Origin of the sequence: Sulfuricaulis sp. (assembly GCF_040901545.1) — a bacterium.
Classification (GTDB): Bacteria; Pseudomonadota; Gammaproteobacteria; order Acidiferrobacterales; family Sulfurifustaceae; genus Sulfuricaulis.
Genome location: NZ_JBBDYL010000004.1, coordinates 115,755 through 138,257, shown reverse-complemented (window position 1 = coordinate 138,257; position 22,503 = coordinate 115,755). Strand labels below are relative to the sequence as shown.

The following is a 22,503-nucleotide window of genomic DNA, read 5'->3' as shown; positions in this document are numbered from 1 at the left end:
ACAGTTCTCGAAAGATTTTCGAAGTCACGATATTGCAGGTAGCCTATATCAAGCTTACCGGTCTTCGTATTGGGCGGTTGGAAATTTGCTCATTAAGGGTATGTTGACTGGGCTTCGCGGTGGTTTTTTGAATAACGGCTTGTTTTGAGGTATGTCCATCAAATCTGATCAAGGGGGGGCATGGTAATGCGTGAGGTAGGACTGTATTTAATAAGCCTGCCGCGGTCTTTTTACCTGCTCGGCGCGGCAACGCTGGTGGTGGTGTTGTTCTGGGGTGGGAGCCAGCCGTTTGCGGCCGGATTGGTCCCCGTGCCGTACGATAAGCTGGCGCATTCGCTCTATTTCGGCGTGCTCAGCATGATGCTTTGGTTCGGCACGGGGGGAAGGTGGCCCGTGCTGCTCGTTTTTACCGTGTCCGCGATCGGCGGATTGGATGAACTGCATCAGGGGGCGTTGCCGGGACGTGTCGCGGACTTTTCCGACTTTCTGTTCGATGCGGTGGCAGCGGGTTTGACGATCGCAGCGCTTGAGAGATACAAGCTTGCGTTAGGTATATTTCCGTCCCCGGCAGATAGGATCTGAGAAGAGAAGATCGGCGATATGGGCGCAGCCCATGAGCCGAAGGTTATTTAAGCATCCTGTTTTTGGGCACGTTTTATATGAACATTCGCTTTAGGCGACAACCTTTCAGAAACCCCTCGGCTTACAGCCGAGGGTCGTTTAGTTGCGAAGCACTACACTAGCGCTGCGTCGCCGCGCGCGTTTCGCGCGCCACCGCCCGCAGGAACTTGTTGTCTTTAAGGAGCGCGGTCTTGAGCGCCTCGGCATCGGTCCCTCCGGTCTCGATGGCCCGACGCAGTGTCTGGTTGATCTGGGTTTGGTAGGGCAGCGCCCCCGGACGAGTGGATTGGGCCTTGAAGTACTCGACGACGTCATCATCGAGCGCGATGGTGATGCGCACCTTCGCGGGCGGCGGCCCTCCTGCCTTGAGGCCGGGCAGCATCCCCCGGCGCTTCGCCTTGAGCTTCTTGAGATTATATTCCTTGCGCATAGACTTTTGCCTCCTGGCGGGTGGCCCGCCGTGCCGAGATGATACGGATGGTGTCGGCGCGGATCGTGTAGATCACGATCAGCAACCTGCCTTTATTCGAGTGGCCGACGAGCAACTCACATTCCTCGTCTTTGCTGTGATCCGGGTCGTGGAACGCGACCTGCCGGGGATCGTAGAAGCAACTCATCGCCTCGGCGAAGCTGATCGCGTGCTTGCGCACGTTGGCCCTTGCTTTGGCGTCGTCTCACTCGAACTGCATTGGATATGTATAGCATACGTATCGCGGGAGAGCCAGGGCGGATTGGTCTTGCTTTTAACCGCGGCAAGGCCCCACCCTATAGGGCCTCTCCCCAGCAAAAACAGCAGCAGAGAAACGCCAGGCTTCAGATACGCTCAGATACGGTCAGGCGTGCTGGGTCCGGTGCCAGCGCCAGGCGGTTTCGATGATCGCGCTCAAATCGGCGTATTTCGGTGTCCAGCCCAGGGTGTCTTTGGCTTTGGTTGACGACGCCACCAGCACCGCGGGATCTCCCGGCCGCCGCGCTTGAACGGAATAGTCGATGTCCTGTCCGGTAATACGCTGCGCGGCGTTGATCACATCGAGCACGGAAAATCCCTTGCCGTTGCCGAGGTTGAAGACATCTGTTTTTCCGCCTTGCAGCAGGTAGTCAAGAGCCTTCATGCGGCCCTTCCCACCTTCACGGTTACTAGTCTGCCGACGCGCGCCAACATGTTCACAAGGGCATCCAGGCTGAATTTCTCAATTCGCCCGCGCAGCAGATCATTGAGACGCGGCTGGGTGAGCCCCAGGTGTTTCGCGGCCTGGGCCTGGGTTTCGCCGCTCGCTTCCACGTAACGCTGGACGGCAATCATCAATTCCGCGCGCACACGCATACTGGCGGCCGCTTCGGGTGTGTCTTCGAGGGCATCCCAGACGCTTGCATAGGTCCGTTTCTTCATCGCTCTTTCCTTCAGCGCCTTATAGCGCGTTGTCGCCAGGCTCAAATCGGCCTTGGCGGTTTTCTGGGTCTTTTTCTGGAAGGCATGTAGCACATAAACGGCTTCGGGAAACGTGGCGACATACAGCACCCGAAAGGCACCGCCTTCAGTGTGTACCCGGATCTCGGTGACACCGGAGCCGATGATCTTCATCGGTTTCCAGTTCTCGGGCAGGAGTCCGCGTTGCACGCGGTCCAGTTGTAACCCGGACTCCCGGCGCGCCTCGTGCGGAAAGGCGCGCAACGCCTCGAGAGAATCACCGAGACCTCGGTGTTCCCGGTTACGCCGCCTTGTGCCGCTTTTTGGTTTGAGAGGGGGAGCCTAGTTGCTCGACTTCTGCCGTAACCCTGGCGCCTATGGATTGCTTGGCGATTGTCAGGTCGTAGCGAATCTGCAGGTTCATCCAGAAGTCCGCGCTCGTTCCAAAGAAACGGGCGAGCCGCAGAGCGGTTTCGGGTGTGACGCCGCGCTTGCCGTTCAGGATATCGGTAATACGTCCGGACGGCACGCGCAGCCCGAGCGCGAGGCGATTGGCGGAGAGATCGCGCGCGGCCAGCTCGCGTTTCAGAATTCGGCCAGGATGGATCGGTAGCATGTCAGTCACCCTCGGTGATAATCGGTTATCTCCACAACATAGGCGTCCCCGTGTTTGAATCGGAAGCATATTCGCCATCGGCCATTGACGGTCATGGCCCACTGACCGGCGCGATCGCCCTTGAGCTTGTGCAGACCCACACTTTTCAGTGGGCTCAGGTCCTGCAAGCTCTGGGCGGCGTCGAGCGCCGCGAGCAGATCCTGGGTCGCCTCAACGTCGAGGCCTCGGTACGGCGAGCTTTTCCCGTCGGTATAAAAACGCTCCGAGGCCCGGTTCGCCCAAGTCTTGATCATCTGTGTAGTGTACTATGTACCTCGTAGTATCGCCAGCGCCGGTCCGGTCGAAAAGGGTCGGAGGTACAGAAGAAGACTCACGCCACTCTGGCCGAAGCACGCCGGCCAGTCGACGCAGCCGAGGCCGGCTGCAGACGCGCGCGAAGAATACTCCGTGAGGCGGGGGCGGGCAATGGAAAATCCATTGGGGCGGCCCTCCGCCCTACGGGCCTCTCTCCAGCAAAAACAGCAGCAGAGAAACGCCAGACTTCAGAAACGCTCAGACACGGTCAGGCGTGCTGGGTCCGGTGCCAGCGCCAAGCAGTTTCAATTATTTTATTCAAATCGGTGTATTTCGGTGTCCAGCCTAGAGTACTTTTGGCTTTGGTTGACGATGCCACCAGTACCGCGGGATCGCCCAGACGACGCGCTTGAATTGAATAGTTAATATCTTGGCCGGTAACTTTTTGCGCGGCGTTGATCACATCGAGGACGGAAAATCCCTTGCCGTTGCCGAGGTTGAACGCTTCGGTTTTCCCGCCTTGTAATAGATAATCAAGGGCCTTCATGTGCGCGCCGCAGAGGTCGACGACGTGAATGTAGTCACGAATGCATGTTCCGTCCGGCGTGTCGTAATCATTGCCGAAAATCCTGAGCGAGTGAGCCTCCGGCTGTAACACTGATTTCAACACGTTGGGGATCAAGTGTGTCTCGGTATCATGATCTTCTCCGATTACGCCTCCCGGGTCGGCCCCGGCGGCGTTGAAGTAGCGCAGCGATACGCTGCGCACGCCGAATGCAGCATCGAAATCGGCAAGCATCGTCTCCACCATCAGCTTGCTGCGGCCGTAAGGATTTATCGGCGCTTTGGGGTGTTGTTCGTCTATCGGTGAATACGCCGGAGTACCGTACACCGAAGCGCTGGATGAAAAGATAAGCGCTTTTACATCATGCCGAACCATGGCATCGAGCAGATTCAGCGTCCCGGTCACGTTGTTGTGATAATAGAGTTCCGGGTGCAGCATGGATTCACCGACCAGCGATTTTGCCGAGAAGTGCATGACAGCGGAGTAGTTTTGCCGTTTGAACGCGCGATCAAGATCGCCCGTGACTGTCAGGTCACCCTGGATCAGCTCGCCCCAGCGCACCGCTTCGGCATGGCCGGTTGACAGATTGTCAAAGACGAATACGCCATGTCCGGAGGCGGCCAACTGCATGCACATATGCGCGCCGATATATCCGGCGCCACCACACACAAGTATATTCATGATTGATCGATGGGTTCTTTATTGTTCTGCCGTGCTCAAAGTCTGGATGCGGAATCGATGAACATATTGTAGATTTGATCTCTTGCCGCTGCAAAAAAAGCGGCTGGGCGGAAGTAAATCGCCACGATGAGTCATGACGCAAGGGGTTTGAGATATGCAGGTATTCGTGTCGGGTGGAGCCGGGTTTATCGGGTCGCATTTGACCGAGCGTTTATTGGAACGCGGGCATACTGTATTGGTGTACGACAATATTGGTGTACGACAATCTCTCCACCGGGAAATGGGAAAATCTGCCGGTGACGCATGGCGATCTTGAGTTCATCCAGGGAGATATCCGTAACGCGGCGCTGGTTTCCGAGCTGATGCGTGGGATGGACGCCGTGGTGCATCTGGCCGCGGTGGCATCCGTGCAGGCGAGCATTGACGATCCGGTTACCACCCATCAAACCAATTTTGACGGCACGGTGAACATGCTGGAAGCGGCGCGTCAAAACGGAATCAACCGGTTGCTTTACGCCAGTTCAGCCGCCGTTTATGGCGATACCTCGGAAGTTCCCGTATCGGAGGACACCATTCCCAGCCCGTTATCCCCCTATGCCGCTGACAAACTGGCGGGAGAAGAATGCCTGCTTGATTATTTCAACCGCTTCGGAATTTCCGCGACCTCCTTCCGGTTTTTCAATATTTATGGGCCGCGGCAGGACCCGTCTTCACCGTACTCAGGCGTGATCAGTATCTTCGTCGACCGGCTTATGAGTAATCAGCCGGTGACGGTTTTCGGGGACGGAGCGCAGACGCGCGATTTTGTGTATGTATCGGATCTGGTTGACCTGCTCGTCAAGGCGCTCGATGAATCGCACGGTGCGGGCGGGATTTTCAACGTCGGCACCGGCACGCGCCACTCGTTGCTCGAACTCCTGGACCATCTTGAGAAATTATCCGGAAAGAAAATCGAACGGCGTCACAAACCCGAAAGGCCCGGCGATATCCTGCATTCCTGCGCCGATATCACGCGATTGAAGCAGACTTTCGGGAGCGCACCTGCCACACCGTTCGACCAGGGGCTCAAAAAACTGCTCGAGTCGATGGCGCTGAAATCAGGCCGTTGAAATGAGCATGCGCGCGGCGTGATGGAATCCTAAAACGAAAACGACATGAACAGATTCAAGACAAAATCCGGCGAAGCGCGGATCGTCAAATCCTCCGATATCGACAGCCCCACGTTTTTCCCTGGGGCAAATTCCCACGAGGCACCCAGCAACCCCTGAACGGCGTTGGCATTGAGTTGCCGGAAATCGCTGCCGGTATAAAACGAACTGTGGGCGTCCAATTGGGCGCTGAGTGTCAGTGATGGGAACAGCCGATAGGATAGGCCGATGTTCCCAAAGGCCACGTAATTCCGTTGTTGATTCGGCAATACGTCCCCATCCGTCATCAACAGTAATCCGCCCCCGCCGTAACCTCGCAAGGCACCGGCAGTTGTTAGATCCGGCGCGATGCTCACCCAGAGAGCCAGATCGGTGCTGCCGCTCCCGAGCAGATCGGCGCTCTTGCCCGAGGGTAATTTCAGATTGCCACGCAACGCCACGATTCTTGCTCCGGGATCGCGCGCGAGTTGCACGGCAGCGGCGAGGCGGATATCCCCGATTCCCTCCGTGGAACGGGAGACATTGACAAGCTCGGCGCCATTTCCGATGTAACGGTAATTAATCCGGTTAGGCGGGGTGTTGGGACGGTTACCTTGCGGCAGACCAAAGGTTTGGTGCCAGTCCTCGATGAAATTGTCCATGAACCCGCCGCTATGGGAGACGTAAGGCAGCTCCACGCCCCATTCGTACCCGTTGGCCAGCCCCTGACGGGCTACCAGCGTAAGTCGATGCGTCTCCCCATCCAAGACGAGACTTTCGGCGTTGTTCGACGCCACCGTGGAGTTATTCGCGGCGTGCAGCTGGACTGATACGTTTACTTTGTCTTGGTCCAATACTTTCGCCGGGCCGAGTGCCGGCAGACCGTATATTTGAACGAGTGGACTCTGGTTAAAACTGTAAAGCGGGATAATGTCGGTCGATCCTTCCGCCGCGGTTATGGCCATGCCGCCGGCCATGATCGATAGATACCGCAATAATCCGGCTGCGAACGAACTCACGGTTGGCGTTTTCAATTTAATATGTTATTTCGCCCACGGATTCGTTCACAGGGATAATTACCGGCCGGCATTGTGGTAAAGTCGGGAACCTGATAAATTTTTATCGGGAAAAGCATAGTTCATACCTGATAATAGTATTAAAAATAAGCGCTCCGATGCCATGAGCGCTCGTTGACTATAAGTTACACCAAGATAATAAATTTATCCGTTTCCCAGCCTGCAAAACTTGCTTATACCGGCTGAGACAAAAAATTCAACATTTAATTTCTGGATTGCATAGGCTAGTCAACCGCACTGTATGCGCTATATCCGCCCATTTTCCGAACTAGGCATCAAGGACATTCCGTTGGTTGGGGGAAAAAACGCCTCCTTGGGCGAAATGTACCGCCATTTGAGCAGCGAGGGGGTGCGGGTGCCCAACGGTTTTGCCACCACATCCGAGGCCTATTGGAATTATCTCGAACATAACAAGTTGAAACAGTTAATCCGGGATCGGCTGAAAAATCTCGATTCGCGCAACCTGGCGCAACTGGAACAGGCCGGCGCCGATATTCGCCAGGCGATCATGAACGGGGAAATGCCGCCGGCGCTGGTTGCGGAAATGACTTCCGCCTACGAAAGTCTGGCAAAAGAATACGGGCCTGATCCGGATGTCGCCGTCCGCAGTTCCGCGACCGCCGAGGATTTGCCCACGGCCTCGTTTGCCGGCCAGCAGGATACGTTTCTCAATATTCGCGGATTGAAAGATCTGCTTTTTACCTGCCGTCGTGTTTTTGCCTCGCTGTACAACGACCGCGCGATTTCCTACCGCGTGCATCATGGTTTTGCGCATGACATCGTGGCGCTGTCGATCGGCGTGCAGAAAATGGTGCGCTCCGATCTCGGCGCCTCGGGCGTGCTGTTCACGCTGGATACGGAGACCGGTTTTCGCGATGTCGTGTTCATCACCTCGGCGTATGGGTTGGGCGAAAACGTGGTTCAGGGGGCGGTGAATCCGGATGAGTTTTATGTATTCAAGCCCATGCTGGCGGCGGGCAAACAGCCGATTCTGAAACGCCACCTCGGCAGCAAGGCGATAAAAATGGTGTATGCCGAAGACAAAGGCACCGGCCATGCCATCCGCAACGTGGAGGTGCCGGAGCCGGACCGTCTGCGTTTTTCCCTTACCGATGAAGATATCATCGAGCTGGCGCGGTATGCCGTGAAAATCGAAAAACATTATTCGAAAGGCGCGGGCCGCGACATGCCCATGGACGTGGAGTGGGCCAAGGACGGGAATGACGGAAAGCTCTACGTGTTGCAGGCCAGGCCCGAGACCGTGCGCTCGCAGGACGCGCACAATGAATACGAGGTTTATTACCTCGAATCGCGCGGAGAACTGCTGGCCTCCGGAAAAAGCGTGGGTCGGCGCATCGCCACCGGGTCGGCGCGCATTATCGGCGATGTCGCCGATATGTCGCAGCTGAAAGCAGGTGAAGTACTGGTTACCGACATGACCGATCCGGACTGGGAGCCGGTCATGAAAACGGCCTCCGCCATCGTCACCAACCGGGGTGGACGCACCTGTCATGCCGCGATCATTGCGCGTGAACTCGGGATTCCGGCGATTGTCGGCTGCGGTAATGCGACCGAAGTTATCGGCGATGGCAAGCCGGTGACGGTGAACTGCGCGGAAGGAGATACCGGGAAAATTTACCAAGGGGTTCTGAAATTCCGGGTCGAGAAAATTCTTCTCGATACGGCAAACCGCCCGCGCACGAAAATGATGATGAATGTCGGCAATCCCGACCAGGCGTTTGAACACTCGTTCTTGCCGAACGACGGCGTGGGGCTTGCCCGGCTGGAATTCATCATTAATCACAGCATTCAGGTGCATCCGCGCGCGCTGCTGGAGTACGAAAAACTCAGCGCCGAGGAGCGGAAACATATCGATCAGCTGACGGCGTGCTACGGCGATCGGCGTTCCTATTTCATCAACCGCCTCGCCGAAGGTGTCGGCATGATCGCCGCGGCCTTCCATCCCAAACCCGTCATCGTACGAATGAGCGATTTCAAGTCGAACGAATATGCCACTCTCTTCGGCGGCGCCCGGTTCGAACCGATGGAAGAAAATCCGATGCTCGGTCTCCGTGGCGCATCCCGCTATTACTCGGAGTCATTCCGCGAGAGCTTTGCGCTGGAGTGCGCGGCGCTCAAACAAGTTCGCGAGCAAATGGGACTAACCAATGTTGCCTTGATGATCCCGTTCGTTCGCAGCCTGGAGGAAGGGTTGCAGGTGCTGGATCTCATGCGCGCCCACGGCCTTGAGCGCGGAAAAGCAGATCTCAAGATTTACCTCATGTGCGAATTGCCGGTGAATGCGCTGCTGGCCGAGGAATTTTTGCAACACCTCGATGGTTTTTCCATCGGTTCCAACGATCTGACCCAGCTGACCTTGGGCGTCGACCGCGATTCAGGGCTGGTGACCGGCTTTGACGAGCGCAATCCGGCGGTTCTGAAGCTCATGGAAATGGCGATTCAAGCGGCCACGAAAATGGGTAAGTACATCGGTATTTGCGGCCAAGCACCTTCGGATTTTCCTGAATTTACCACCTGGTTGGTGCGTCAGGGCATCGCCTCCATATCGCTCAATCCAGACAGCGTCATCCCCATGACGCGGACGGTGCTGGACGCCGAGCGAATGACGAAATAGCCTCGAACTGAATCCCAAAAACCCCATCTAATCGTTACTGCGCCGTGTATACTGCCAGTATGGCTGGCATCAGCGCCGCAACAAATCCGCATCCATTTCCAGGGAAGATATGAATACCTCCATGCTACGCGTCGTTTTATCGGTTTTTTTATCGATGATTCTCGGTTGTTCCGTTGCCGCCGGTGAGAAGGACCTGAAGCAGGTGAAAGCCGAGCTCGTGCGTTCCTTTCCGGAACTCGCGACAGCGACCGTCAAACCCGCGCCTGCACCCGGCCTGTACGAAATCGAGTTTGACGCCAAGATTTTCTACACCACGGAAGACGGAAAATACTTGTTTATGGGCGATCTGGTCGAGGTGGGAACACGCCAAAATATAACCGAAGGCAGACGCGCCACGCGTCGCTTGCAGGTGCTCGACGGGGTGGGGGAAGATAACATGATTGTGATGGGCCCGGCCAAACCCAAACGCACGCTGACCGTGTTTACCGACGTGGATTGCCCTTATTGCGCCAAATTTCATCTTGACGTTCCCACGCTGAACCGGGCGGGGGTAAAGGTACGATATCTTTTTTATCCACGCGAAGGGCTGGCCTCGGAGAGCTATAAGCGGTCTGTCGCCGTTTGGTGCGACGCCGACCGCGTAAAAGCGATTGGGACGGCCAAGGCCGGCGGCAAGCTGACCATGAAAACCTGTCCGAATCCCGTTGAAAAACATCATCAATTGGGGGCCCAGCTCGAGATCCGGGGGACTCCCACGATTTTCATCGACGATGGTAAAATAATTCCAGGTTATGTCCCGGCACCACGGTTGCTCGAAATGCTCGGGATTAAAAACGCAACGTCGGGCAGCGCAGCGCGGTGATAAATTCAGCCAGGAGATGGAACTAGGAGAAAAAACGCTGGATCGGAACTGGGAGAAGCTCCGTGACCAGTTGCGCGACAACGAGCGCATTTGGGCGGGTTTCCGGCAGATTGAAGTTCAGATGATCGGGTCAAACTCGTTTACCGATCTGGTCAAAGTAATTACTCGCGGTATCCCCGAAGCGTTCTCCGGCATCGATTGTGTCACCCTGGCTTGTGTCGACCCCGATTACGAGATGTCTCGCCTCATAGACGCCAGTCCTGAGGCTAAACTGATTCGAAAAGGTTTCATCACCATGTCACGGGAAATTCTGGAAGGGCTTTTCACCCGGCCCTGGCGTCCGCGACTCGGACCGGTTGACGAAAATACACACAACCTGCTTTTCTCGAAAGATCCACGAGCATCCGGATCCGTGGCGCTGGCACCGCTTATCCGTCGCGGTGAATTGATCGGAAGTCTCAATCAGGGGAGCCAGGATCGCGGTCATTTTGTCCCCGGAATAGCCACGGACCTGCTCGAGCATCTTGCCGCCGTGTCGGCGTTATGCATTGACAATGCCATCAATCAGGAACGGCTTAAGCTCGACGGTCTCACCGATCCCCTGACCGATGTCGCCAATCGCCGGTTTTTCGAGCGGCGGCTCAAAGAAGAGGTGGAGCGCTGGGCCCGCAACGTCGGGCCGCTGGTTTGCATGCTGGTGGACGTCGATTTCTTCAAGCAGGTCAACGATCAATATGGCCACCAGGTCGGTGACCGGGTCCTGCGGCAGATCGCCAGTATCCTGGGCCAGGATCTCCGCGGCAGCGACGTGCTGGCGCGCTACGGCGGCGAGGAATTCGTGTTACTACTGCCGAACACCACGATCGTGCATGGCACGGCAATAGCCGAACGGCTGCGCGCGAATGTGGAACACAGTGCGTTCGTGATTCCGGAGGGAATCGATCTCGATGTTACAGTAAGCATTGGCTTGGCCTGTATCGTTCATGGTTTCGAATCGTACGGGCCGGATCCCGCTGTCTGGTTGGTCAAGAAGGCGGATGGCGCGCTCTACGAGGCCAAGCAGGCGGGACGGAATCGCATCGTGTTGGCATCGTAGCTGTTATTTTTCCAGCGGTATCTCCACGATGCCGCTGCATGCCGTAAAGAGTAATAACAGGCGTATTTTTTTCCCCGGCCACAGCCGCCGCGCCCCGTTTCCGTACTGTCGCATCTGTTCCGCGAACGCTTCGGCGATGTGGGCGATATTGTTCAAGGTAGCCTGCGCATGGGTCTTGTAATCCATGACGATAATTTCCTTTTCAAGCATGACGATTCTGTCGATGATTCCGTAGATGTCGTCATTCCCATCCCGATAGAGGATAGGCACTTCATTACGGGCTTCCTGATAACCGGCGGGATCGAAAAAAACGCGTAACGCCTCATCATCCAGCACCTTGCAGGCTTCCTGCCACCACGAATCGAACTTTTTTGCATCCGGCCAATCGGCAAATTCAAGGCGCAGTTTCATCTCAACAACCGCTCGCGCCTCGCCACCGGCCAGCTGCTCCAGCATCCTGTGTATGACGATACCCCGGCGTTGGGATTCCACGCGCAGGCTTGACGCACTCAAATCGTAAGGAGTGTCATCCTGATATTGAACCGAAAGGCTGGGATTGAACACGGTACTCGTCCGGATAACCGGAAACGGCCTGGACAGCGACGGATCGATACTGAACGGCACCGGGGGGATTGGCGATGCATCGGGTAATTTTTCAGGGATGCCATATTCCAGCAGGGCACTGGTGTTGAAAACGGATTTTCCTCCGTCCATGGATATCTCATTGACCCGCAGGCCGGCGCGTTGCGCCCGATCTGTTTGAGCTGCCTGGCGTACGCGTCTTTCGATAAAGCCGTACCACCCGCGATCGTCATGTCCGGGTTCACAACCGGAAACAAACAGGAATTGTTTTGCCCGGGTGAGGGCCACGTACAATAAATTCGCTTCTTCGCGTCGGGATGATGCTTCGTGTTCGTGCAGCAGCGTTTTGCTCAGGTCATCGCGCATTTCCTTATTACCCACAAGATGAAAGCAGCGCGGTTGTGGTTCGGTAACCGGCCAGTCAATCAATGCACGCATGCCGTGTTCCCGGTTGGCTGAAGCGCGCGCGGAATCGGCGAGAAAAACCACCGGCGCCTCAAGTCCTTTCGCGGCATGAATCGTCATGATGCGCACGCGCGGTCCGCGGTTCCAGGCGGGCGCGGGTGGCGCGAAGTTGTCATCGTCCGACTCGCTCTCGAGGCGGTCAAGGAAGCGAGACAGGCTCGGATAGCGGCCACTGTCGATATCCAGCGCCAGCTCGATGAATCGTATGAGATTGGACTCAACCCGGGTTCGCAGATAAGCCGGCGCCGCCGATGTGTAGCGGGCAATCATGTTTCCTTCAGAGTAAATGCGGTCGAGCATGTCATGCACCGGTATGCGATCGACATACCCGCGCCAGCGCTCCAGCAGGCTGTTTGCTCTGGCAAGCGGATTATTCGGCGAACCCGTCGCGCCGATCCTCGCCAGTCGTTCGCGCCAGGGACCTGTTTTCATCCGTGCGAGGGCTACAAGATCATCTTCCGAAGCGGCAAAGATCGGCGAACGCAGTACCGAGGCAAGCGCCAGGTTGTTATACGGTTCAACCAGGGCACGGAACAGATTCATCAGGTCACGCACCTCAAGCGACTGAAGAAAAGCGCCGCGGCCGGTTCCTATATAAGCAATACCGGCGCGCCGCAATGCTTCTTCGTAGAACCGCGCGTGGGTTCGGTCGCGCAACAGGACCATGACATCGTTGGCATCGAGCGGACGTGCAATTTTTCCTACCATCACGGGCATGCCCAGAATTTCCCGGATTTTTGCCGCAATGAGATCTCCTTCCTCGCGGTGATGGACGTCATCGCCCGACATGCGCGGTTGCTCCAGAGGATTTCGCCAGACAGCCGAGTCCGTTACCGCCGGATCGGTTTCCTTTCTCCGTATCAACGGCAGCAGTTCGACTCGACCCCAGAGCGTTTGATGCCGCGTATCGTGTGTCTGGAAATCCTGAAGCGGATAATCAGCTTCAGAATTCGAAAGGTCGTCATTTACCCGGTGAAATACGAGATTTACGAATTGGATGATGGCAGGAGAGGAACGCCAGGAAATATGTTGGGTGTAGGTATGCGCCCGCGCATATCGGTGCAGCCAGTGTCTGGCCTCATGGAAAAGCCGGGAATCAGCCCGGCGAAAGCGGTAAATGGACTGTTTCTCGTCGCCGACCAGGAATACGCTTCGTCGGCGCTCCGGGTCGCCTGCTGTCATTTCCGCCAGCAACGGGAGCAGCAGGCGCCATTGTGTCGGATTGGTATCCTGAAATTCATCCACCAGCAGATGGTCGATACGCTGGTCGAGCTTGTATTGCACCCATTCGGCGTGCTGACTGCGATTGAGCAAACGATATGCCTTCCATTCCAGATCGGAAAAATCGAGCACGCCGCGTTCGGTTTTAACCCGTTGAAATTCATCCAGCAGCGCCGCTCCGCTGATATACCAGGCACGTGAAACGCCGTATGTCCATTGACGCTGGTATCGTTTGAGCGCAGCAAGCAGGGATTCGGCCAGTTCCCGATGCAGCCGTACCAATTCATCGGCCTTTTCGGCGCCGATGGCTTTCACGAGGGTTTTTGCAACGGCTAAATTCCGGGGTTCATCTTTTTCGGTTAAAAACGCCCGGCTTATCGCGTGAAAAGTAGACACCGCGGGTGTCGTCACCGACAGGGCGCGATCCAGATTATCGATAATTTTCCTGTTCGTGGCGGTTAAGTGTCCCCCCAACAGGTTACGATAACGGAGTATCAGGTCGCGCTTGCCTGGATCGCCGATAAATTCCACGCGTGAATCTGTCGCTTCATCGATATCGAGGAGTATTTTGAGGCGTTCCGCAGCCTGCAATACATGATCGGTCTTGTTTTCCGTATAAGCCCACCAATCGCTGCGGTGCGCCACAAATCCGTTCAGCGCCTTGCGGACATTGGTCGCCCCGCCACACGCCATCAGCAACATGTCAACGGCCTTTGCCAGTTCGCTTTCTCCGTCGCGGTTTATTTTTTGCTCTAATGCCTGCCAGGCGGCGTCTTCCAGCGTGTCGGTCGTCTCGACCAGCTCAAAACCGGGAGGCACATCCGATTCAAGCGGGAAGCGACGCAGGATCTCCTGGCAAAATGCGTGGAACGTGGTGGTGCGCAATGCGTGAATGGCATTCAGGTGTTTTTCATAAAGATCGCGCGCGGCGGTGCATGCTTGGCGGCTCGGGGCGACGCCCAGCTCTTCCAGCAGCGCGGCAAGCCTGTCTTCCTCACTGACGGCGATTTCGAGCAGGCGTCCGGTAACACGTTCGTGAATTTCAGCCGCGGCTTTGCGGGTGAATGTAATGGCCAGGATCGACCCCGGGTCGCTGCCTTCAAGCAGCAGTCGAATAATGCGGCTGGTTAACAGCCAGGTTTTTCCGGTACCGGCGGCGGCGTGGACGACAACGTTATTATTTGGATCGGTGGCTATCGGAATATTGATCATGAACATAGGTCCTGGCGTTGCGTGACGGTTACCGATTCATAAAATTCAAAAAATCCGCATAAACCTTCGGTTTTTTCCAGCAAAGTAAGCATAATCTTGCTACTTTCCCGTCCCGGTCTATAGGTAGAGAGGAAGGGAAGCACGCAGGGACAAGCCAAATACCGCCAACACGGGAAGCAAACACGGATGTACCCGGGTTACAGGGAAGCAGCCTGGACTAACAAGCAATCCGTAATTAGTATCCAGAAGGCGGCCATGAAAGGCCGCCTTTTTATTTCGTTTGGCTGTTGACCCGAATCTGCTCGTTCCACATCCCTCGACGGCAAAGCCCTTCCATATCGCATATATTGCAGGTTTCCACGTCGCCCCAGGCAGGCAATGGGCTTTCGGCATCGAGTTGACGCTTGAGCATCAATATTCTTTCCTTGACCGCAGTTTTCAATATCTGCAGTGTTTCGCCTTCGAGCTTGTTCCGCTCCGTCACTTTACCGTCGCCGATCGAAAGAAACAGCGCCTGCGCAACGGTTCCTTCCTCCGGCAGCAAGGCGTAAAACGGAAGTTGAACTTTTTCACCACGCTGCACCTGTTGGCGCGTGGGAACAACGCCGGTCTTGTAATCGACGAGCCGGTAGCCGTCGGCGCCGCGATCCAGCCTGTCAATGCGTCCTTTGAGAATCACGCGTATACCTGTCCCGCTATATTCACGTTCTTGCTTCCATTCCGTTGCCTTAATCCGCCAGCGGGAACCGTATTTCAGTTCCCATTCGAGATAAGCCGGAATGCATTCCTCCCAGCGGTAGAGCCAGCCTCGCGCGAGAAAGTGTCGACGCAGATCGTTTGCAAACGCCGACCTCGAAATCTCCCGCAATAGACCGGCGGCTTCCGAAATGGTGTCATCGGTAAGCGGCTTTTCCCACGGGCCGGGAAGGCCGTGCACGCCCGCATGAAACGCCTGCAATATGCGATGCACGTGCATCCCAAAGTCGGCTTTTTCCATTTCATCCCGGACCGCTTCCTCCGGCGCCAGACCCAGACCGCTGGCGCAGAAAAATTGATAAGGACAGTCCATGATTCGCTGATGATCGGTGGCCGTTATCGCGACCGGGACCAGCCCGGCCGGCAACCGTGCCGCCGGCTGATTGACGGGGGACGGCAACGGCGTTTCATGATCCACGATCATGGATTCGGGTTGCTGTACCAGCCACTCTAATTCAGGATTATTCAGTTTTTCCTGGTAGGCCAGTTCGTGAAACGCGCGTAACTTTTCCACCCAGGGGCTGGCCACGAGCCGCTCACCCTCATGCTCGCGCCGCAGGGTGATCAAGACATGCGGGGCGGCCTCCAGAACGTGCCGGAAATCGTGAAACATAAGGGAGTAACGCTGTCCCAGGGCAGGTAATCCCAGGTCGGCGCGGACCCGATCGTTGAAATAAGGTGGGGCGCTGATGTGCCCCGGCAGGTGATCACGCAGCGCCCCGGCGATAATCAGTGCTTCAAAGCGATAAAGCCGGCTTTCCGTGAAACCCATCAGTTCGACGCCACGGCCGTGCATGGGAGGGTGAAAATGCCGCTGTTCCATGTTGCGCCTCAACCAGCGATGAAATTCCGCCCACGTCAGATGCAAATGGCCGTCTCCGACCGCGGTTTTCATTTCATCGAGAACCGCGAGGAGTTCAAGTCCCGCCACGTCGTTTTCAAAGCCGTCCCACAGACCGAGTCGTTTGAGACTTGCTTGCAATGCTGCAATGAATTTCACGGCTGACTGTTGCTGGGTGAATTTCAGCGGCAGTAATTCCGCTGCGGCGTTTTCCAGCCGGTCAAGCAACAGTGCCAACGCCGAAGATATTCCGGAGGAATGGCGCTCTTCCAGTTTGTCCCTGACATGAGAAATCCCGAAACGGTAATTATCGAGACCCGAAGTCAAGTTGCGATCACGCACAATACCCTGTTCGAATGCCGCCACAAGACGGTCAAGCGTGGTGCGTTCGAAGTCAAGATGGAGGAATGGTGATTTGAGGAGATCGAGCAGCGGTTTATAGTAAAAATTCCGCTCCAGACATTCCAACCAGCGGTCAAGCGCGGTGGCCGCGCTCGTGGTCGAGAGCACCCAACCTCCCGCGTCACGCAGTTCGACGTTGGCACGTTCCAGCAGAGCCCGTACGCGGCGCGCGAGCTTGCGATCGTTGGTAACGATTCCGATATCATGGATGTCGTCGCCCAGCCAACGGCGCACCTGTATGTCGATGGCACGCGCTTCGGATTCGGCGTCGGCGGCTTCGTGAATGACCAGGTGGTTCCCGGCCGGACTGCTCGCGGACGCGGCGAATTGTTCCTGAGCACGAGCCAACAGATTTCCGTCAGCCGCCGCAAAGGCGCGGTTTAAAAAATCCGAATAGGGATCGGACACTACGCCTGTTACCGGTTGCACGCCAAGTTCCTGCAGCATGCGCGCAATGCAATTATCCGGGTCACCGCTGTCTGGATCGTATTGGCCCTGCAGCACCAGCGTCAGTTGGCGTCGTGCGTGTAAATTCTTAAGCCACTGAAATTCCGAACGTGAAAAATTCGTGAACCCGGCGAGATAGATCCGGGTATCCTCGGACAGAATATGGAGGCTGCGCGCCAGGCCATCGGTAAATTGCAGGGTCTGGTCCAGGAGGTTGCGATTTTTCAACCGCTCTTGCCATGCCATCCACACTGTATGCACCATGCCGGCTTCGCTCTCGAACGGCGAACTCCCGTTTGACTGAATTCCGAAATATCCGCTGATTTGCCGGACGAATTGGGTTCGATCATCAGGGAGTTGAGCCTGATTGAGAGTGAGTTCATCGAGTAATGCCAGCAGGCTGTCGATTAATGGCCAGGCACCGTATTGGTTTTGCCAGTCTGGATATTTATTCAATAATCCCAGCAAAAGAATTTCACGCGCATTGGCGCTCAGGCGGCGCGCCTTAGCGTTGGCAAACTTGCAGGCCCAGGTGTTGAGTGTCCCGGTAGCGGGAGGAAGCAGGGCAGCGTGCCCCGCCTTTTCCGCCTGTTCCCGCAGTATCCGGCGGAATCGCGGGATTGCGCCGGAATATGGAAACAGAACCGCATGGCGGCTTAAATCAGGAAGCCGGTCACGGTGATCCTCCAGGATGCGCGTTACGAGATGGCGTAGCGGATCGTCTCCGTGAGAGACAAGCAGAATCTCCGACTCAACGCTCAAGGTATTTGAGTTTATCGGGTTTGGTTTCCCATTCCGCCGCGTCCGGCGGCGCCGGAATTTTCTCGGTTATCACCGGCCAGTTCTTGGCCAGATCCGCGTTGATTTGCGTGAAATGCCTCTGGTCTTCCGGCAAATCGTCTTCCGCGAAGATGGCGTTTACCGGACATTCCGGCACGCACAACGTGCAGTCAATACATTCATCCGGGTCGATGACCAGAAAGTTGGGCCCCTCATGGAAGCAGTCCACGGGGCATACTTCCACGCAATCGGTGTATTTGCAACGGATACAGCTTTCAGTAACCACATAAGTCATCGACGATCTCCACAAGCGAGAAAAATTTAATCGCGCCGAATGATACACGCCCTTCAGTACATGGGGAATGACCGGAATGTTTATCCCGCTGTCGGCATGACATCGATTAATAAATTCGGAAAATTATGGAGAATACGGCCTCCTGTCATTCGCTGTACGAGAATGTGCTATATAATTAATTGAAAGTACACATATTTGCCTTGGTTGCGCCACGGAGCATGCATTGACTGGACTCGCCTTCACACTACCGGCAAAGCGGGTATCCGCCTGGATAGTCGAAACTGACCCAAAATACGCGCGTGAATGGTTGGCGTCCTTGCCGCTGGCGGACAGTGCGGCAACGGCGCGCGAAATTTACCAGGCGCTTTACACCCTCAACCGTCAGGACCTGGACAGTACGCGCCGGTTTGAGTTGATGGAGTTATACACTGCTCCCGTCGCCACCGTTACTGCCTCCCTGGAAAATTATTTTACACACGCCGCGTTTCCCCTGAGCCCGAAAAAACGGCAATTGGCGGAATTCATTCTCCAGCTCCACACGGAAATGGCTTATGGGTACAAGGGTTGTTTACAGGATCTGGAACACCTGCGCTTGCGCTGGGGAAAGAAGCCGCAGCGGGCGATCTCGCTGCTTCGAGCCATGCATTATCTTGGCGAAGTGCTGTTTCATTGCTATCGGGTTTACATGCCATTTCTGTCGAATACATGGCGCGAGATACATGCGATTTATCGTCACGCCGTGGAACAGCAACTCGCGACGGAAGTCGTGGATGTATCGGTGCCTAGAGACGAGAAAACCACGCTTGTCGACGAATATATCCGCATACTCTTGCTGGGGCTGTGCAATCCTTACCAGCTCCCGCAGAATGAATGCCATCAGGCGCGGCTGTTCCTGCGGCACTGGGGAACCAAAGCCATTTTGCGGGAAGATCTGGATGTTCCTCGTCAACCCGGCCATTTTCTTGTCGACCTGACCACGGACTCACCGCCAGCACCGTTCCCGACGAAGGTGCAGTTTCAGCCGGGGCCGAGTCTGCGCTTGCTTGATGCATCGGATTTATTGCAAACGATCCGGTTTTTCATCCAGCGTCTGCGGCAGGGAGACAGCGCGCGCGCGCTTTCGCTGGGCGTTGACACATTGGATATGGTTTGTCTCGAAATGCTTCAAAGAATGCTGCGCTCGTGGGGTCAGGTTCCGCGCCGTCAGTTCTCGCGTATTCAGCGCAGCGGGCCGGTATTTGTATGCACGGGCATTGGGGCGTTGCATTTTTTCTCCAGCGGTCAAAAGCCCTTCACGCCTCCTGTTATGGAGTCAATTACCGAGAATACAGACGATAAATTTATCTTGCCACCGAAAATCGAGGATGAGATTGAACTCGAATTTGATGCAGATGAAGATTTTATCGTTCTCGACAAGCCCGTTGCTCAGCAAGGACCCACGCCTGAACCGGACCGTATGGAGGAGGCTGCTTCCATAACGAGTAATCTTTACCGCGTCGAGCGTTGGCAGATCAAGGATGCCGCCCCCAAGGGTCTGCAGCTCATACGCCAGGGTGGTGGACGCGCTTACGTGCGCGTGGGCGATGTGGCAGGCGTCCAACAGATCGATGAGATCGGCCGCTGGAATGCGGGTGTAGTACGTTGGATGAAAACCCCGGAAATAGATTGCGTCGAAATGGGAATTGAATTGCTGGCTTCCGGTGTCCGGCCGGTGGCCGTTGCCCACGCTCGCAATACGAGTGGAGATCAATACCAGCCGGCGTTACTGTTGCCGGCTATAGAAGCATTGCGTCGACCGGCCAGTTTACTGCTTCCGCGCGGCATTTATTCAACCGGCAGCAATTTACTGCTGGTCGAGGAAGAAAAGAATTCGCGTAAAGTCCGTCTTTTACAGCGGCTTGAGTACACGAATGTTTTCGAGCTGATGGTGTTTGCGGATATTCTGTCAGAGGTTTAACGCGCCTGATTTTGCAATTCAGGCGTGAGGTGGGGCTGTATGCGCCGCAACATCTCGGCATGTATTTTTGGATTGCCCGCGACGATGTTTCCGTTTTCAAGATAATTTTGATCGCCGGAAAAATCAGTTACCATGCCGCCGGCTTCCTGGATGATGAGCGCGCCGGCCGCCATATCCCACGGGTTTAACCCTATTTCCCAGAAACCATCGAATCGACCGCAGGCCACATGCGCCAGATCGAGCGCGGCCGATCCAGGCCGGCGAATGCCGCTTGAGGCAAGCATGAATTCGCGCAACGTTTTTATCCAAGCATCCATGTGCCGATGTGAGCGGAAAGGAAAACCGGCCCCTAGCAGCGCATATTCCAGTTCTGTGACGCGGCTCACGCGTATGCGCCGGTCATTGAGATGCGCCCCACTACCGCGCGTGGCGGTAAACAGCTCGTTGCGCGGCGGGTCGAAAATGACCGCCTGCTCAAGACGGTCCTTGTGCCTGAGCGCGATGGACACCGAAAAGTGAGGAAAGCCATGCAGGAAATTGGTGGTCCCGTCGAGTGGATCAATAATCCAGACGTAATCATCCCCGGGTTGGTTACCGGTTTCTTCTGCGAGAATCCCGTGGTTTGGGTATGCCGCGCGCAAATGACGTATGATTTCATTTTCCGCCATCCGATCGACTTCGCTCACGTAGTCTTTTTTGCCTTTGTTTTCCACGGTAAGACGTTCCAACCGGTCGTGATGACGCATGATAATGCTTCCGGCATTGCGCGCGGCTTTGACGGCCATGTTGAGCATGGGATGCATGGAAATACCCGGAAGGCTGTTTGTGCGGGGATGGACTGAATATGGGGATGGATTGTAATGGGCGCGGCCGCGCGTTGAAAGCGGAAGACGGCGTGCGAAGTATGTAGAATACCCGCTGGCGATAAAAACAGGCTAAAATCATGCCGCTTTCGAATATTCGCATCGTCCTCGTGCGACCGACACACCCCGGAAATATTGGAGCGGCGGCGCGCGCGATGAAGAACATGTCGTTGCGAAGCTTGTATCTCGTGGCCCCCGAGAGTTACCCAAGCCCCCAGGCCATGGATCGAGCCGCTGGTGCGATCGATCTATTACGAGACGCCGTGATATGCGACACGCTCGATATGGCGCTTAAGGATTGCCACCTGGTCATGGGAACCACGGCTCGGCAGCGACGTATCGAATGGCCGGGGCTTGAGCCCGATGGCTGTGCACGCCGGCTACTCGATGGGGCGCTTGAAGGGCCGGTTGCCCTGCTTTTTGGGCAAGAACGTACCGGCCTGCTCAACACCGAGCTGGATAGATGCCATTTTGTCGTTACCATAGCGGCGGACAAGGACTTTTCCTCCCTGAATCTCGCTTGCGCGGTACAAATCCTGGCCTACGAGATATACCGCGCGTCGCAGGTATATCCTGGGGCACATGTTTCCGATTTTCGCGATGGCAGGCCCGTGAAGGGTGAAGAAATGCAGCTGTTTTACCGCCATCTGAGAGCGGTGCTGGAACAGGTTGGATTTCTCGACCCGGGAAATCCGAGGCTGCTGATGCGACGTCTGGCTCGATTGTTTAATCGCGCTGGTCTTGACCATAACGAATTGAATATCATGCGCGGCATACTCACATCCGTGCAGCAAAACCTCGGTAATCTTGACAAAAATACTCAAGAATAAAGATAATATAGCCAAATCAGGAAATTAACGCTTATGCTTAAAAACTTACGTGAATATATAAACAGCGTCTTCCAGCGCGACCCGGCGGCACGAACGGTATTTGAAGTGGTAACGACTTACCCGGGAGTGCATGCGCTGGTGATCCACCGCTTATCTCACCTACTATGGCAGTGGCGCCTGAAGTGGCTCGCCAGGGTGTTATCGCTGCTGGCGCGCTGGGTTACGGGTATTGAAATTCACCCCGGCGCCAAAATTGGCCGGCGCTTTTTTATCGATCATGGCATGGGGGTAGTTATTGGGGAAACCGCCACGATCGGCGATGATTGCACGCTATACCATGGCGTTACGCTTGGCGGCACCACTTGGAGAAAGGAAAAACGTCATCCTTCGCTGGGAAACAACGTGGTTGTGGGTGCCGGGGCGAAAATTCTTGGGCCAATTAATGTCGGTGATGGGGCCCGGGTAGGTTCAAACTCGGTAGTGGTCAGAGATGTGCCGGCTGGAGCGACAGTGATTGGCATACCCGGTCGGGTTATCGGCGCAGAAAAAGATGCATCAAAATCCCCACACCGCGAGGCGATGGCTAAGAAAATTGGGTTTGAGGCCTACGGTCAGACCAAGGATATCTTAGACCCAGTGGCCCAAGTGATAGATTTGATGCTGGACCATATGCATCTTATTGATAAAAAGATGAAAGTTTTATCATCCACCCTGGAGGCGGCTGGAATCAAGGTAAATCTGGACTTACCTGAACTTGAGGTCGAAGCCTTGGAAGAATCACAGGATACCGCTCACCAGAAAAGCAGCGAAAACAAAGAGAATAGTTGACTAAATCCATCAAGTATGTAGAATTGTATCGGTACAATATCGT

20 protein-coding genes and 1 pseudogene are annotated in these 22,503 nt (G+C 55.7%); 9 read left to right on the top strand and 12 right to left on the bottom strand.

From position 1 onward, the window contains the following. Positions 1-186 precede the first annotated feature (186 nt). Positions 187-582, top strand: a complete 396-nt coding sequence (locus tag WD823_RS00830; RefSeq protein ID WP_368427575.1) for a VanZ family protein — start codon at positions 187-189, stop codon at positions 580-582. Between the two features lie 157 nt (positions 583-739). On the opposite strand, the gene WD823_RS00825 is transcribed toward WD823_RS00830, so the two are convergent. The 7 genes and pseudogenes from WD823_RS00825 to galE form a co-directional block, all read right to left on the bottom strand. After that, positions 740-1,051: a BrnA antitoxin family protein gene (locus tag WD823_RS00825; protein ID WP_368427574.1), complete on the bottom strand. Its 312-nt coding sequence runs from the start codon at positions 1,049-1,051 to the stop codon at positions 740-742. Continuing rightward, positions 1,035-1,283, bottom strand: a pseudogene (locus tag WD823_RS00820) (BrnT family toxin); the annotation flags it as partial. The gene WD823_RS00825 and the pseudogene WD823_RS00820, both read right to left, overlap by 17 nt. A 171-nt stretch (positions 1,284-1,454) precedes the next feature. After that, positions 1,455-1,733, bottom strand: a complete 279-nt coding sequence (locus WD823_RS00815; protein WP_368427573.1) for a hypothetical protein — start codon at positions 1,731-1,733, stop codon at positions 1,455-1,457. Then, positions 1,730-2,293, bottom strand: a complete 564-nt coding sequence (locus tag WD823_RS00810; RefSeq protein ID WP_368427572.1) for a type II toxin-antitoxin system RelE/ParE family toxin — start codon at positions 2,291-2,293, stop codon at positions 1,730-1,732. Before WD823_RS00810 ends, WD823_RS00815 begins: the two co-directional genes overlap by 4 nt. A 37-nt stretch (positions 2,294-2,330) precedes the next feature. Beyond that, positions 2,331-2,645, bottom strand: a complete 315-nt coding sequence (locus tag WD823_RS00805) for a HigA family addiction module antitoxin (protein WP_368427571.1) — start codon at positions 2,643-2,645, stop codon at positions 2,331-2,333. A 5-nt stretch (positions 2,646-2,650) separates the two neighbouring features. Then, positions 2,651-2,938, bottom strand: coding sequence for a type II toxin-antitoxin system RelE/ParE family toxin (locus tag WD823_RS00800; RefSeq protein WP_368427570.1), 288 nt, complete (start codon positions 2,936-2,938; stop codon positions 2,651-2,653). A 269-nt stretch (positions 2,939-3,207) separates the two neighbouring features. After that, positions 3,208-4,185, bottom strand: a complete 978-nt coding sequence (gene galE, locus WD823_RS00795; protein ID WP_368427569.1) for a UDP-glucose 4-epimerase GalE — start codon at positions 4,183-4,185, stop codon at positions 3,208-3,210. A 154-nt stretch (positions 4,186-4,339) separates the two neighbouring features. Between galE and WD823_RS00790 the strand changes: the two genes are divergently transcribed. Both WD823_RS00790 and WD823_RS00785 read left to right on the top strand, forming a co-directional pair. Then, on the top strand, positions 4,340-4,501 hold the full coding sequence (locus WD823_RS00790; protein ID WP_368427568.1) for an NAD-dependent epimerase/dehydratase family protein: 162 nt from the start codon (positions 4,340-4,342) through the stop codon (positions 4,499-4,501). Beyond that, the gene (locus tag WD823_RS00785; RefSeq protein ID WP_368427567.1) at positions 4,440-5,294 is read left to right on the top strand and encodes an NAD-dependent epimerase/dehydratase family protein; all 855 of its coding nucleotides are present in this window, start codon (positions 4,440-4,442) and stop codon (positions 5,292-5,294) included. The genes WD823_RS00790 and WD823_RS00785 overlap by 62 nt, the downstream gene beginning before the upstream one ends. 29 nt (positions 5,295-5,323) lie before the next feature. On the opposite strand, the gene WD823_RS00780 is transcribed toward WD823_RS00785, so the two are convergent. Next, entirely contained in the window at positions 5,324-6,331 is a 1,008-nt protein-coding gene (locus tag WD823_RS00780) for a DUF3187 family protein (RefSeq protein WP_368427566.1), read from the bottom strand. A 298-nt stretch (positions 6,332-6,629) separates the two neighbouring features. Here WD823_RS00780 and ppsA point away from each other — a divergent pair, with 298 nt between their 5' ends. The 3 genes from ppsA (at position 6,630) to WD823_RS00765 (ending at position 10,981) form a co-directional block, all read left to right on the top strand. Further along, complete coding sequence (ppsA, locus tag WD823_RS00775; protein WP_368427565.1) at positions 6,630-9,023, top strand: phosphoenolpyruvate synthase; 2,394 nt, start codon at positions 6,630-6,632, stop codon at positions 9,021-9,023. A gap of 109 nt (positions 9,024-9,132) precedes the next feature. Next, entirely contained in the window at positions 9,133-9,885 is a 753-nt protein-coding gene (locus tag WD823_RS00770) for a DsbC family protein (protein WP_368427564.1), read from the top strand. A gap of 16 nt (positions 9,886-9,901) precedes the next feature. Beyond that, positions 9,902-10,981, top strand: a complete 1,080-nt coding sequence (locus WD823_RS00765) for a GGDEF domain-containing protein (protein ID WP_368427563.1) — start codon at positions 9,902-9,904, stop codon at positions 10,979-10,981. 3 nt (positions 10,982-10,984) lie between these two features. On the opposite strand, the gene WD823_RS00760 is transcribed toward WD823_RS00765, so the two are convergent. The 3 genes from WD823_RS00760 to fdxA all read right to left on the bottom strand — a co-directional run bounded on the left by WD823_RS00760 (position 10,985) and on the right by fdxA (position 17,982). Next, the gene (locus WD823_RS00760) at positions 10,985-14,461 is read right to left on the bottom strand and encodes a UvrD-helicase domain-containing protein (RefSeq protein ID WP_368427562.1); all 3,477 of its coding nucleotides are present in this window, start codon (positions 14,459-14,461) and stop codon (positions 10,985-10,987) included. Between the two features lie 271 nt (positions 14,462-14,732). Next, the gene (locus WD823_RS00755) at positions 14,733-17,669 is read right to left on the bottom strand and encodes a PD-(D/E)XK nuclease family protein (RefSeq protein WP_368427561.1); all 2,937 of its coding nucleotides are present in this window, start codon (positions 17,667-17,669) and stop codon (positions 14,733-14,735) included. Continuing rightward, on the bottom strand, positions 17,659-17,982 hold the full coding sequence (gene fdxA / locus WD823_RS00750; RefSeq protein ID WP_368427560.1) for a ferredoxin FdxA: 324 nt from the start codon (positions 17,980-17,982) through the stop codon (positions 17,659-17,661). Before fdxA ends, WD823_RS00755 begins: the two co-directional genes overlap by 11 nt. 223 nt (positions 17,983-18,205) lie before the next feature. On the opposite strand from fdxA, the gene WD823_RS00745 reads away from it, so the two are divergent. Beyond that, complete coding sequence (locus WD823_RS00745; RefSeq protein ID WP_368427559.1) at positions 18,206-19,939, top strand: hypothetical protein; 1,734 nt, start codon at positions 18,206-18,208, stop codon at positions 19,937-19,939. Here the strand turns inward: WD823_RS00745 and WD823_RS00740 are convergent. Then, positions 19,936-20,742, bottom strand: coding sequence for an inositol monophosphatase family protein (locus WD823_RS00740; RefSeq protein WP_368427558.1), 807 nt, complete (start codon positions 20,740-20,742; stop codon positions 19,936-19,938). The two genes, WD823_RS00745 and WD823_RS00740, sit on opposite strands and share 4 nt — an antisense overlap. Before the next feature lie 140 nt (positions 20,743-20,882). Here WD823_RS00740 and WD823_RS00735 point away from each other — a divergent pair, with 140 nt between their 5' ends. After that, entirely contained in the window at positions 20,883-21,632 is a 750-nt protein-coding gene (locus WD823_RS00735) for an RNA methyltransferase (protein WP_368427557.1), read from the top strand. A 33-nt stretch (positions 21,633-21,665) separates the two neighbouring features. After that, positions 21,666-22,460 (top strand): serine O-acetyltransferase, encoded by a 795-nt coding sequence (cysE, locus tag WD823_RS00730; RefSeq protein ID WP_368427556.1) that lies wholly within the window; start codon positions 21,666-21,668, stop codon positions 22,458-22,460. The last annotated feature ends 43 nt before the right edge of the window (positions 22,461-22,503 follow it).